The 12,408-nt window shown below is 65.4% G+C and carries 10 protein-coding genes; 6 read left to right on the top strand and 4 right to left on the bottom strand.

The annotated features are described in order from the left end of the window. Positions 1-25 precede the first annotated feature (25 nt). Entirely contained in the window at positions 26-970 is a 945-nt protein-coding gene (locus A7V84_RS13995; protein WP_025515636.1) for an AraC-like ligand-binding domain-containing protein, read from the bottom strand. A gap of 98 nt (positions 971-1,068) precedes the next feature. Here A7V84_RS13995 and A7V84_RS13990 point away from each other — a divergent pair, with 98 nt between their 5' ends. From A7V84_RS13990 to A7V84_RS13965, 6 genes are all read left to right on the top strand, one after another. Further along, positions 1,069-2,547 (top strand): MFS transporter, encoded by a 1,479-nt coding sequence (locus tag A7V84_RS13990; protein WP_231886781.1) that lies wholly within the window; start codon positions 1,069-1,071, stop codon positions 2,545-2,547. A gap of 34 nt (positions 2,548-2,581) precedes the next feature. Continuing rightward, positions 2,582-4,039 (top strand): flavin-containing monooxygenase, encoded by a 1,458-nt coding sequence (locus A7V84_RS13985; RefSeq protein WP_063491554.1) that lies wholly within the window; start codon positions 2,582-2,584, stop codon positions 4,037-4,039. Between the two features lie 11 nt (positions 4,040-4,050). Beyond that, a complete protein-coding gene (locus tag A7V84_RS13980; protein ID WP_063491555.1) occupies positions 4,051-5,028 on the top strand; it encodes an alpha/beta hydrolase in 978 nt (325 codons plus the stop codon). A 38-nt stretch (positions 5,029-5,066) separates the two neighbouring features. Further along, positions 5,067-6,224, top strand: a complete 1,158-nt coding sequence (locus A7V84_RS13975) for an iron-containing alcohol dehydrogenase (RefSeq protein ID WP_063491556.1) — start codon at positions 5,067-5,069, stop codon at positions 6,222-6,224. 403 nt (positions 6,225-6,627) lie between these two features. Then, complete coding sequence (gene mdlC / locus A7V84_RS13970) at positions 6,628-8,262, top strand: benzoylformate decarboxylase (RefSeq protein WP_025515626.1); 1,635 nt, start codon at positions 6,628-6,630, stop codon at positions 8,260-8,262. A 132-nt stretch (positions 8,263-8,394) separates the two neighbouring features. Further along, complete coding sequence (locus A7V84_RS13965) at positions 8,395-9,339, top strand: AEC family transporter (RefSeq protein ID WP_033535006.1); 945 nt, start codon at positions 8,395-8,397, stop codon at positions 9,337-9,339. 103 nt (positions 9,340-9,442) lie between these two features. Here the strand turns inward: A7V84_RS13965 and A7V84_RS13960 are convergent, their stop codons facing one another. The 3 genes from A7V84_RS13960 to A7V84_RS13950 are packed head-to-tail and all read right to left on the bottom strand — an operon-like array spanning position 9,443 to position 12,283. Further along, positions 9,443-10,753, bottom strand: a complete 1,311-nt coding sequence (locus A7V84_RS13960) for a TRAP transporter large permease (RefSeq protein ID WP_063491557.1) — start codon at positions 10,751-10,753, stop codon at positions 9,443-9,445. A gap of 24 nt (positions 10,754-10,777) precedes the next feature. After that, on the bottom strand, positions 10,778-11,287 hold the full coding sequence (locus A7V84_RS13955; RefSeq protein ID WP_025515620.1) for a TRAP transporter small permease: 510 nt from the start codon (positions 11,285-11,287) through the stop codon (positions 10,778-10,780). 3 nt (positions 11,288-11,290) lie between these two features. After that, positions 11,291-12,283 (bottom strand): TRAP transporter substrate-binding protein, encoded by a 993-nt coding sequence (locus A7V84_RS13950; RefSeq protein ID WP_063491558.1) that lies wholly within the window; start codon positions 12,281-12,283, stop codon positions 11,291-11,293. Positions 12,284-12,408 lie beyond the last annotated feature (125 nt).

Genomic DNA, 12,408 nt, shown 5'->3' with positions numbered 1-12,408 from the left:
ACGACAAGCCGGCCCGACCACCCGGCTAGCCGCGCCGGATTTCACTCGGCCGCAAGCCGTATTTCGCCTTGAACGCATTGCTGAAGTGCGATGAGCTGCTGAAGCCATGGGCGTAGGCAATCTCGGTGATGGTGCGCGAACGCCCCCCGGACCCGGCCGCGATCTCGTCGTAACACTTCTGCAGCCTGAGGTTCCAGATCCACTCGGCCGGCGAGCTGCCTTCCTGACGAAACAGATAGTGCAACAGGCGCACGGAGATGCCGTGCTGTCGGGCGATGGTTTCCAGCGTGAGCTCGGGCTCGCCCAGCCGGCTTTCTATCCAGGCCTGGATGACCCGCAGCCTGGCCTGCTGATGGCGTTCCGGGTCAGCCCGGCGCCCGGCGTCGCGGTCAATGGCCAGGGCCACGATATTGAGCAGATCCTCCCCCAGCCGGGCCTGGTCCCGGACGTCGATGGCCTGGCTTTCGGCCGCCAGGCTGACGCACAACTGGGCAGCCAGCTTGCCCACGCCGCTGGCGATGCCGACATTGCCCGCCACCAGATCCTCCTGCCCGGGCAGACGGCTCTTGAGCGTGGCGCGGGGAATCTCCAGGTACAGCGCGTGGATGTCGTCCAAGCACTGCAGATCATAGGGTTCGCCGGAATAGAACAGCGCCGCGACAGCCGGGTTGGACGGCAACTCGCGGCGCGCCTGCTCAAGCCGGGCCTGGCCGCGTTGCAGGATCTGCAGATAGAAGCAATCCTTGTCCAGACGGGCCAGATGTTGCCGGCGCCGCCGCACCACATGCCCGGGCAGCGAGATATCCGTGATGGAAACCGGCCCGAAACAGCCCTTGCGCAGTATGCCGTGGTGACCGTTGGTGTCGGGCAGTTCGGCATCCAGGGCGATATAGGCGCGGCACAGGGCGTCCTGCCACATGTCGCGACGCCGCTGCAGGGCATGCTGTCGCGGATCGAAAACCAGCTGCATCGGCCTCTCCTCTTGTTCTCCCGCCCCTTGCATTTCTGCGCAAGTGGGCTGCGCTTTGGCGCAAGACCCGGTGCTTCAGGCGGCGATAGTCTCTCGCCATGCATCGCATTCTGTTCGAAATCGCCACCTTGCTCAAGGTGTGGCGACAGATGCGCAGACAACACAAACAACAGCAGGATCTTGAGGAGACAACAGGCATGGCCAGCAATAGCGACGCCGCCGTATCGGCGGCCGGCATTCCCGACACCACACAGACACCCCCCAGCGAGGTCAAGCGGGTGGTTGCCGCCTCCATGGCCGGCACCGTCGCGGAGTGGTACGAATTCTTCATCTATGGGGTGGCCAGCACGCTGGTCTTCGGGCCGCTCTTCTTCCCCAAGGTCGACAGCCCGCTGACCTCCATCATCGCGGCCTTCGCCACCTATGCCGTGGGCTTTGTCGCCCGTCCCCTGGGCGGCATCGTATTCGGTCATTTCGGCGACCGCCTGGGCCGCAAGAAGCTGCTGCAGTTCAGCCTGCTGCTGGTCGGCACCTCGACGTTCCTGATGGGCTGCCTGCCCGGCTTTGCCACCATCGGCTTTGCCGCTCCCGCCCTGCTGGTCATCCTGCGCTTCATCCAAGGCTTTGCCGTGGGCGGCGAATGGGGCGGCGCGGTACTGCTGATCTCGGAGCACTCTCCGCCGCATCAGCGCGGCTACTGGGCCAGCTATCCGCAGTCGGCTGCCTGCATCGGCAACGTGCTGGCGTCCATCGTGCTGTTCGGCCTGTCGGCCATGCTGTCCAAGGAGGCCTTCCTCGACTGGGGCTGGCGCGTGGCCTTCTGGCTGTCGGCAGCCATCGTCTTCATCGGCTACTACATCCGCCGTTCGGTCGAAGACGCACCCATCTTCGTGGAAACCTATCGCCAGCACAAGGCGGCGCGCCAGAAGGCCGCCTCGCTCAAGGATGCGCTCAAGGCCTATCCGCGCACGTCCTTCTTCAGCATCCTGCTGCGGGTCGGCGAGAACACCGCCTACTACATCATCGTGGTGTTCTCGATCACCTATCTGACCGTGCATGCCAAGCTGCCCTCGCAGCAGGTCATGTTCATCATGTTCGTGGCAAACATCTTCCAGTTCTTCGCCATGCTGTTCGGCGGCCACCTGTCGGATCGCATAGGCCGCAAGGCCTGCATCGGCATCGGATACGCCGGACTGCTGCTGTGGGCCTTCCTCTATTTCCCCGGCCTGGATTCCGGCTCCAATGCCCTGATCCTGGGCGTGATCTGCCTGGGCCTGTTCTGTCAGGCCTTGTGCTACGGCCCGCAGGCGGCCTACTTCTCGGAGATCTTCCCAACGGCCATGCGCTACTCCGGCGCGTCGTTCTGCTACCAGATCGCCACCGTAGTGGCCGGCTCGATCGCCCCCCTGACCGCGACGGTGCTGCTGCGCGATTACGACAGCACCGGCCCCATCGTCATCTACCTGGCCGGCACCGCGGTGCTCTCCCTGTTTGCGCTGGCCATGCTGTCGGAGACACGCAACATCTCGCTGCATGACGTCGACCGCGCCCACGCCCAGCGCCAGGCCCGCCCCTGACGCGCGCGCGTCGCAACCCTCTCACCACTTTCCTATGACTGACCGCATCCCGCATTTCAAGACCCTCATTCTCGGCGCAGGCTTCGGCGGCCTGGGCATGGGCGCGCAGCTCGTGCGCCATGGCGATGACGACTTCGTCATCGTCGAGAAATCGGCCGCCCTGGGTGGCGTCTGGCGCGACAACGCCTATCCCGGCGCGGCCTGCGATACCGAGGCCCATCTCTACTGCTACTCGTTTTTCCCGCATCTGCGCGTCAGCCGCATGTATGCCGGGCGGGAAGAACTGCTGGGCTACCTGCAGCGGCTGGCCGATGCCTACGACCTGCACCGCCATCTGCGCCTGAATGAGGAAATCAGCGCAGCGCGCTGGGATGAAGCGGCAGGCTTGTGGCGCTTCCAGGTCGAAGGCCGGGAACGCTACACGGCCGATTTCTTCGTGCCGGCCTGGGGCCAGCTCAACCAGCCTTCGATTCCCGCCTTCAAGGGGCTGGGAAGCTATCGGGGCCGCGCCTTTCACTCGGCCCACTGGGACGAGCGCGTCGAGCTGGCCGGCAAGCGGGTCGCCTCGGTCGGCAACGCCGCCTCCGCCGTGCAGTATGTGCCCGAGATCGCCCCCGAGGTCGCCCACCTGACGGTGTTCCAGCGCTCGGCCAACTGGATCATGCCGCGCAACCAGGTGGTCTTCACGCCTGAGCAGCTGGACGCCTACGAGGCCGAGCCCGCGACCTTCGAGGCCTCGCGCCAGCATCTGCATGCCTTCCGGGAAGCAGGCTTTCAGCGCACCCAGTCCGGCAGCCCCGACCAGGCCGAAGGCCGTCGCATCGCCCTGGAGCACCTGGCCAATCAGGTCAGCGATCCCCAGCTGCGCTCCAGGCTCATCCCGGACTATGAGTTCGGCTGCAAGCGCATTCTCCGTTCGGATGACTTCTATCCCGCCCTGTGCCGGCCCAACGTGAGCCTGGAGCTGCGCCCGATCGCCGGCTTTCACGAGCACGGCATCCTGACCGCCGACGGCGAAGCCCTGCCCTTTGACGTGGTGATCTTCGGCACCGGCTTTGCCAGCCAGGCCTTCCAGGGCGAGCTGGCAGTGCACGGACGAGCCGGCGCCACGCTGGAACGCGCCTGGCAGGACGGCGCTCAGGCCTATCTGGGCATGACCGTGCCCGACTTTCCCAATCTGTTCGTGATCTATGGGCCCAACACCAATCTGAACCACAACTCCATCATCACGATGCTGGAGATCCAGCAGAGCTACATCATCCAGGCGCTCGGCGCGGCCGGCAGGCAAGGCCGCGCCATGGCGGTCAAGCCCGAGGTTTTCGCTGGCTTCAATGCCCGGGTGCAGGCCGACATGGGCCGCTCGGCCTTCTCTTCCGGCTGCTCCAGCTGGTACAAGAACACATCGGGCAGGGTCATCAACAACTGGTCCGGCACGGTGGATCAGTATCGCGCCGCCGCGCAGTGGAAGGCGGCGGACTATCACTGGCTATAGGCAGGCATCGCATGCAGGCTCCTCCTCCCATCCCCTTGTCGCAGATCGCGCCGCACGCCCGCGAACTGATACGGCAATTCCGCGACAACGGCGCCGTGTCCTTCCAGGACGTGCCGCCGGATCAGGCCCGCTCGAACTACCGGCGCGGCTGCGCCGCCAACGGCCTGCCTTGCATCGACCTGCCGCAGGTCAGGGATCACACGCTGTCCGGCGAGCACGGTGCGGCGCTGCGCCTGCGCGAGTACCGCAGCCGCCCCGGGGAATCCACGCCGGCCATCCTGTTCCTGCATGGCGGCGGCTGGGTCGTCGGCGATCTGGACACCCACGATACGCTGTGCCGGCTGCTGGCCCACGAAAGTGCAGCCACCGTCTTTGCCCTGGAGTACCGGCTGGCGCCGGAACATCCCTTTCCCGCAGCGCTGCACGATGCCGCCACCGCCTTGCGCTGGCTGGCAGAACAGGCCGACGCGCTGGCCATCGACATGACGCGCCTGGGCCTGGCCGGCGATAGCGCTGGCGGCAATCTGGCTGCCGTGCTGGCCAACGAGGCGTCGTTGCGCCCATCCGGCTGCAGGCCCTGCGCGCAGGCGCTCTTCTACCCGGTGACCGATCTGCGCTGCGCCACCCCCTCCTATGGCCGCATCACGGCCGGCTTCCCGCTGACTGCTGCCTCCATGCACTGGTTCCGCACGCATTACGTCGGTCCGTCGACAGCCCTGGACGATCCCCGGCTGTCGCCCCTGCTGGCCAGGCGGTTGTCATCGGCGCCCCTGTTCCTGTTGAGCTGCGGCCTGGATCCCCTGGCCGACGATGCCATCGCCTACGCGGCGCGGGCCGTCGAGGCCGGCGCCATGCTGGAGCACCACCATCTGCCAGATCAGCCGCACGGCATTCTCACCTCGGCCGGGCGCAATGCCACCGGACGGGCGATGGCACAGCGCGCAGCCCGCTTCCTGCGCGCCATGCTGCACCGCGACGCGTCTGAATGACGCGCCGACCGCCCGCCCTCTTCCCTTCAGGACACCCCATGACCGCTTTCCGGTTCCAGACCGTTCCCACCCTTGTCGCCGAGTTCGGCGCGGCCCGCCGACTCGGCATCCTGCTGCGCGAGCATTATCCCGGCCTCACGCGGCTTTGCATCGTGACCGATGCCTTCCTTCACCAAAGCGGGCTGCTGGCCCCGGCGCTGGCCAGCCTTGGCGAAGCCGGCTGGCAGGTCAGCGTGATCGACAATGTCGTGGCCGATCCGCCCGAGCAGGTGGTGCTGCAAGCCGCGGAACAGGCGCGCCGCGCGCGTGCCGAGCTGATCCTGGGCCTGGGCGGCGGCTCATCGATGGATGTCGCCAAGCTGCTCGCAGCGCTGGTGGCGGGCTGCCAGCCGCTGGCCGAGATGTATGGCCTGAACCGCGTGCGCGGCCCGCGCCTGCCTTTGGTGCAGATGCCCACCACGGCCGGCACCGGCTCGGAAGTCACCGCCGTCTCGATCGTCACCACCGGCGCCACCACCAAGATGGGCGTCGTCTCATCCGTCCTGCTGGCCGATCTGGCCATCCTGGATGCCGAGCTGACCCTGGACCTGCCGCCGTCCGTCACGGCGGCCACCGGCATCGACGCCATGGTCCATGCCATCGAGGCCTATACCTCAAAACACCTGAAGAACCCGCTGTCGGACATGCTGGCCCTGCAAGCTCTGGCGCTGCTGTCGCGCCATCTGCTGGCGGCCTGCGAAAATGGCCATGATCGCCGGGCGCGTGAAGCCATGATGCTGGGCGCCATGCTGGCGGGTCAGGCTTTCGCCAATGCACCGGTTGCGGCCGTGCACGCACTGGCCTATCCCCTCGGCGGTGTGTTTCACGTACCCCACGGCCTGTCGAACTCGCTGGTGCTGCCACCCGTGCTGAAATTCCACGCCCCGGCGGCACACCTCCTGTACGCCGAACTGGCCGACGCCTTGCTGCCAAGCTCCGCCGGCAGTCCGGCCGGGCGGTGCGACGCCTTTATCGACCACCTCGAACGCCTGATCGCCGCCACGGGCATCCCGCGCACCTTGCGCGAAGTCGGCGTGACCCAGGCGGATCTGCCCCGGCTGGCCCACGATGCCATGCAGCAGACCCGCCTGCTGGTCAACAACCCCCGGGAATTGAACGAGGCCGATGCGCTGGCGATCTATAGCGCCGTCCTGTAGGCCGCGCACGCGCTGGGCGCGTGATTTTCCTGGTGGCCGCGCCTTGCGTTCTCGGTTTTCAAATAACCGGCATACAGGCGCGCCATACTGAGAATTCATTGATTTGCCAATAACCCCGATTAAGTCGCCGTTTACTAAAAAAACGCCACGGCAGGGTTATCCAGCAAACCTTGGAAAAAATCAAGAAACCCCTTTCGTTTCATAGTAAAACGGACAGACTCCGGGCCGGCCGGGAGGCAATCGCCTCTGTTTCCGAAAATACCTCCATTACGGCCCTGCAAACCCCGGAAGATAATCACCGCGGACATCTACGTTTCATGTCATGCCGGTACATTGGCAGCTGCAAGGTTATTCAGAAGGCAAAGACCGTCTTTCCCTCTCATCCCTCATCGTCGGAGCCAGCATGTCAGACAAGACCATTCGTGAAGTCACTTTTCAACTACTGCGCGACCTCGGCCTGACCACCATATTCGGCAATCCCGGCTCGACCGAGGAAACCTTCCTGAAGGATTTCCCGAAAGACTTCCGCTATATCCAGACCCTGCATGAATCCTCCGCCGTTGGCGCTGCCGACGGCTTTGCGCAGGCCAACCGGCGCCCGGCGCTGGTCAACGTGCATACCTCGGCCGGCCTGAGCAATGCGATGAGCAACATCCTGACCGCCTCGCAGAACAAGACGCCGCTGATCATCACGGCGGGCAATCAGACGCGCGACATGCTGCTGATGGAGCCCTGGCTCACCAACGTCGAACCCGCGCTGCTGCCCAAGCCGTGGGTCAAATGGAGCTATGAGCCGGTGCGCGCCGAAGACGTGCCCGCCGCCTTCATGCGCGCCTATGCCATGGCCATGCAGCCGCCGGCTGGCCCGGTGTTCCTCTCCATCCCGCTGGATGATTGGGACAAACCGGCCACCGGCCCGGCCGTGCTGCGATCGGTCACCACCCGCATCGCGCCCGACCCCGATCGCATCGCCGAGTTCGCCGAGGCGCTGTCGCGCGCCCGCCATCCGGCCCTGATCTACGGATCGGCCATCGCGCGAGGCGATGGCTGGCAACAGGCCATTGCCTTGGCAGAGAAGCTGCAGGCGCACGTCTACGCCGCCCCGGCATCCGAGCGACCGCCCTTTCCCGAAACGCATCCGCTCTACAGCGGCGGTCTGCCCTTTGCCATCGGCCCCCTGTCCAAGAAGCTGGCCGGCCATGACCTGGCCATCGTGATCGGGGCGCCGGTCTTCCGCTACTACCCCTATGTCGAGGGAGAGTACATCCCCGCCGGCATGCGCCTGCTGCACATCACGGACGACCCCTCCGAGTCCGGCCGTGCACCGGTAGGCGACAGCCTGCTTGGCGATGCGGTGCTGTCGCTGCAGGCGCTGGAGAAACTCGTGCAGGGCCGCAGCGCGCCGGCCGCGCCGGTCGTCAAGCAGGCCCACGGCCTGGCGCCGCACCCGGCCGCCAGCGCCGATGCGCAGGACAAGCCCGGCAAGCTGTCGTCCCTGGCCCTGTTCAAGGGCCTGCGCGCCGCCACGCCGGCGGACACCGTGCTGGTCGAAGAGTCGCCCTCCAACCTGGGCGAACTGCACACGGCCTGGCCGATCGACCGTCCGGACTCTTTCTATACCTTCGCCAGCGGCAGCCTGGGCTGGAACCTGCCCGCCAGCATCGGCATCGCGCTCGCCGAGCGCGACAGCGGGCGCCACCGGCCGGTACTGGCGATCATCGGCGACGGCTCCTTCCAGTACTCGATCCAGGGCCTGTGGACAGCCGTCCAGCATCAACTGCCGATTCTGTTCGTGGTGCCGCGCAACGAGCAGTACGGCATCCTGAAGTCGTTCGCCGTGCTGGAAGAAACCCCCGGCGTACCGGGCCTGGATCTGCCCGGCCTGGATTTCGTGGCCCTGGCCAAGGGATACGGCGCGCATGGCGTGCGCGCCGAAACCCTGGACGAAGTGCGCGCCGCTTGCGCCGAGGCCTTCACGCGCAAGGGTCCCACCGTGCTCGAAGTGCCGGTGCTGCCCACCATCCCGCCCTTGCTGTGAGTCACCGGGCTGACTGACAGCCGGCACCGCGCGTCGGTGCCGGTCTGCGGCCGCCGGCTGGCCTCTCCCGTCGCGGTATCGGGGGTGGACGGCAGGCGCCTCCCCCTTGCTGCTGATCGGAGATAGAACGTCATGCTGGAAACCATCATCACGGCGTTGCTGCCCATCGTCGTCACCCTGATGCTGGGCTACTTCGCAGGCTGGGAGCGCAGCTTTTCCCAGGACCAGGCCACGGTGCTGAACCGCATGGTCATGCTCTATGCCCTGCCGCTCATGCTGTTTGCAGGCATCCTCAGCACCTCGCTGTCGGCCATTACCCAGAACATCCCGCTCTTTGTCTGGACCGCGGTCGGCATGGTCGGCGGGCTGATACTGGTGTTCGTGCTCTCGCGCTTCGTGTTCCGCTCCAGCGCGCAACTGGCGGCCTTGCGCGCCATTGCCATCGCCGGGCCGGCCGTCCCCTTCGTCGGCACGCCGGTGCTGGGGGTGCTCTACCCCAACGGGGCCGACATCGCCATCGCCACCGGCAGCCTGCTGATGAACCTGGTGCAGGTCCCCCTGGCGCTGATCTTCCTGGTCGGCGGCCAACAGGATGCCTCCGCCCCACGCAAGAGCGCGCTCGCCATCGCCGGCGCCAGCCTGCTCAACGCCATCCGGCAACCCGTGGTCTGGGCCCCGGTGCTGGCGTTCATCCTCTTGCTGAGCGGGCTGGAGCTGCCGCGCTCGCTCAAGGGTTCGTTCACGCTGCTGGGCCAATCCACCGGCGGCGTGGCCTTGTTTGCGGTAGGTATCGTGCTGTTCTCGCAGAAGGTCAGTGTCTCGCTGCCCGTCATTGTCAACGTTATCAGCAAGAACCTGCTGCTGCCCGGCATCATCCTGGCGCTCATGCTGGTCTTCGGCGTGCCGGTCACCGAACGCGGCCTGGTCAGCGTCACCCTGGCCATTCCCACCGCCTCCATCGCCGTCATCTTCGCGGTCGAATACAAATGCGGCACCCAGGAGATGGCGTCAACCCTGTTCTGGAGCACCCTGCTCTCCATCCTCACCATGGGGATGTTCATCTGGTTCACGGCCTGATCCCCGCGGCAGCCCCTCATCGGGTTGCCGGGCCAGGGCCCCGGGAAAAAGCGCCGCCGGCCAATGGCCGGCGGCGCTTTTCCATGACGAACGACCCGCCACCCTAGCGCATCATCATGTCGGGCACCAGAGTGACGATCTGGGGAAACACGGTGATCAGCACCACGGCCAGCAGCAGCAAGCCGATGAAAGGCAGTGATGCCAGGATGATCGTCCAGATGCTGCGGCCCGTCATGGATTGCAGCACGAAGAGGTTGAAGCCCAGCGGCGGCGTGAGCTGCGCAATCTCGATCACGATGATGATGTAGATGCCGAACCACAGCAGATCGATGCCCGCTGCCTGCACCATGGGCAGCACCACCGCGCTGCTGAGCACCAGGATCGAAATGCCCTCCAGAAAGCAGCCCAGCACCAGAAAGCACGCCGTCAATACCAGCAACAGCATCATGGGCGACAGATCCATGGCCTGCACGCTGGCGGCCAGCACCTGCGGAATGCCGAGAAAGCCGACCGTAATGGACAACACCGCCGCGCAGACCACGATGAAAGAGATCATGCAGGATATCTTCATCGCCGACAGCAGGCTCTCTCCCAGGCTGCGCCAGCTCAGCCCGCCTGTGGCTGCCGCCAGGACAAGTGCGCCCAGCACGCCGAAGGTGGCCGCCTCGGTCGGCGTGGCCACGCCGCCATAAATCGTGCCGATCACGGTCACGATCAACAGCGCCACCGGAATGAGGCGACGCGAATTCCAGAGCTTGGCGCGCAACGGCATGGGCGGATCACGCGGCGGCACCTGATCGCGATGCATCATCGACCAGAGCATCACGTAGCCCATGAAAAGCGCCATCAACAGCAGGCCGGGCAAAATGCCGGCCATGAACAGCCGGGCCACCGACTGCTGGGCCGTGACGCCGTAGACAATCATGATGATGGACGGCGGAATCATGAGCCCCAGGGTGCCCGATCCCGCCAGAGTGCCCAGCATCATGCCTTCGGGATAGCCGCGCCGCTTCAGTTCCGGCAACGACATGCGCGCCACCGTCGCGCACGTGACGGATGACGAGCCCGCCACGGCCGCCATCATGCCGCAGCCCAGCACATTGACATGCAACAGCCGGCCGGGCAGCCAGTTCACCCAGGGTGCGAGCCCCTTGAACATGTCCTCGGACAGCCGGGTCCGGGCCAGAATCTCGCCCATCCAGATGAACAGAGGCAGGGCCGTCATCGCCCAGGACCAGCTGCCATCCCAGATGGTGGAGACCACCAATGTCCCGACCGGCGCCTCCGTGAACAGCACCAGACCCAGAATGCTGATGGCCAGCAGCGACAGCGATACCCACAATCCGCTGGCGAGCAGCAACAGCAGGGCGACCAGCATCAAAAGGCCGGCCAGCAAAGTTGTCGATTCACCCATTACGTTCTGCCTTTGGCTGCCGGTTCATTCACCCAGCACCGCATCTTCGTTGTGTTCATAGCCGGCCTTGCGACCATGCGCCACCTGCCAGGCGGCGTCCAGCAGGGCCACCGTCAGGATCAACAGGCCGGCGGCCATGCCGGCCTGCGGAATCCAGAAAGGAATCGCCAGCACCCCGGGGCTGATGTCGTTGAACTCATGGGACTCGTAGGCGAAGATCACGGCGTACACCGAGACATAGCCCGTGAGCGCCGCGCCGACCAGGCAACTCCAGAGCTCAAGCGCCTTGCGTGCCGCCCCCTCGAGACGGCTGGCCAGCAGCTCGATGCGGATATGGCCTCCCTCGCGGAAGGTGTAGGCCAGACCCAGGAAGGTCGAGGCCGCCATGAAGAACCCCGATATCTCGGTCGAGTCGACCGTCATGCCCCACACGCGCCCGGCCACCTGGACCACGACGGCCAGCGCGATGGCTGCCAGAAAACAGGCGGCAGCCAATCCGCTGGCCTTGTACAGGCCATTCAGAAAGGTCCGCATGGCTCAGCCCCCGGCCTTCTGCTTCATTTCCAGATAGGTATCGAGCACTTTCTGCTGCTCGGGATTGGCGGTCTTGCGCCAGTCCTCGATCATGGCCTGGCCGACCTCGGAGAACTTCTTGAGGATCGATTCGGGCGCCTCGGAAACCTCCATGCCATGCTCACGCAAGGTGGCGATGGTGTCGTCGCTGGCCTTGCGGCTCATTTCGAACCCGCGCTTGCTGGCGCGCTCGCCGGCCTCGAGCACGATTTTCTGCAGATCATCATCCAGGCGCTTGAGGGCGCGCTCATTGACGACGAGCATGTTCTTGTTGTGCAGCGTTCCGGTGTACATGAAGTACTTCACGTTATCCCAGGCCTGGGTGTCGATGCCGGTCTGCGCACTCGTGAACAGCGAATCGATCAGGCCGGTGGCGAAGGCCTGCGGCACTTCGGCAAAGGGCAGGATAGTGGCCTGGAATCCCAGCATCTGGCCCATCTTCAGGGTCGGCTGGGAGTAGATGCGCAGGCGCTTTCCCTTGAAGTCCTCCGGCGAGGCGAGCGGCGTCTTGGTGTACAGCCCCTGGCCGGGCCAGGCCACGAAGGCAATGGCGCGCATATTGTGGCGCCCCAGGATTTTCTCGAGGTAAGGCTGCTGCGCCTGCATCAGCATCCAGGCCTCATCGTAGTTGCCGGCAATGTTGGGCAGGCCATCCAGGGCGTAGACGGGATCCTCATTGCCATGGACGCCCAGCCGTACTTCCCCGGCCTGGATCTGGCCGGTCTGCACCGCACGCTTGATGGCGTCGTGCTTGATCAGCGTGTCATTGGGATGCAGGTCGATCTTCAGCCGTCCGCCGCTTTCCTTCTCGACCTCGTTGATGAACTGGCGGATGTTCTGGGTAAAAAAACTGTTTTCAGGGTAGCCGGACGCCATGGTCCAGGTGGTCTGGGCATGGGCTGCCGCAGCCGGGAGCGCCAGGCTGAGCGTGGCTATCCATTTTGCAATCGTTCGCATGATTAATTCCCCTATTTTTCGCCTTGTGTGGCGGCGGTCTCTGGGACCTTTGTGGAACAGCTCGATCGTGCATTGAAGCCTTGTGGATGCACGGACGTGTTGCGGACCTCGCCGCCCGGCCGGGC

Source organism: Bordetella trematum (genome assembly GCF_900078335.1).
Classification (GTDB): Bacteria; Pseudomonadota; Gammaproteobacteria; order Burkholderiales; family Burkholderiaceae_B; genus Bordetella; species Bordetella trematum.
The sequence above is the reverse complement of the archived record's forward strand: the minus strand, read 5'-3'. Positions and strand labels throughout refer to the sequence as shown.

Bases quoted from the DNA above. Each gene is read 5' to 3' on its own strand.
- A7V84_RS13990 (WP_231886781.1), top strand. From the start codon at position 1,069: ATGCATCGCATTCTGTTCGAAATCGCCACCTTGCTCAAGGTGTGGCGA.
- A7V84_RS13975 (WP_063491556.1), top strand. From the start codon at position 5,067: ATGACCGCTTTCCGGTTCCAGACCGTTCCCACCCTTGTCGCCGAGTTC.
- A7V84_RS13960 (WP_063491557.1), bottom strand. From the start codon at position 10,753: ATGGGTGAATCGACAACTTTGCTGGCCGGCCTTTTGATGCTGGTCGCC.
- A7V84_RS13985 (WP_063491554.1), top strand. From the start codon at position 2,582: ATGACTGACCGCATCCCGCATTTCAAGACCCTCATTCTCGGCGCAGGC.
- A7V84_RS13965 (WP_033535006.1), top strand. From the start codon at position 8,395: ATGCTGGAAACCATCATCACGGCGTTGCTGCCCATCGTCGTCACCCTG.
- A7V84_RS13950 (WP_063491558.1), bottom strand. From the start codon at position 12,283: ATGCGAACGATTGCAAAATGGATAGCCACGCTCAGCCTGGCGCTCCCG.
- A7V84_RS13980 (WP_063491555.1), top strand. From the start codon at position 4,051: ATGCAGGCTCCTCCTCCCATCCCCTTGTCGCAGATCGCGCCGCACGCC.
- A7V84_RS13995 (WP_025515636.1), bottom strand. From the start codon at position 970: ATGCAGCTGGTTTTCGATCCGCGACAGCATGCCCTGCAGCGGCGTCGC.
- mdlC (WP_025515626.1), top strand. From the start codon at position 6,628: ATGTCAGACAAGACCATTCGTGAAGTCACTTTTCAACTACTGCGCGAC.
- A7V84_RS13955 (WP_025515620.1), bottom strand. From the start codon at position 11,287: ATGCGGACCTTTCTGAATGGCCTGTACAAGGCCAGCGGATTGGCTGCC.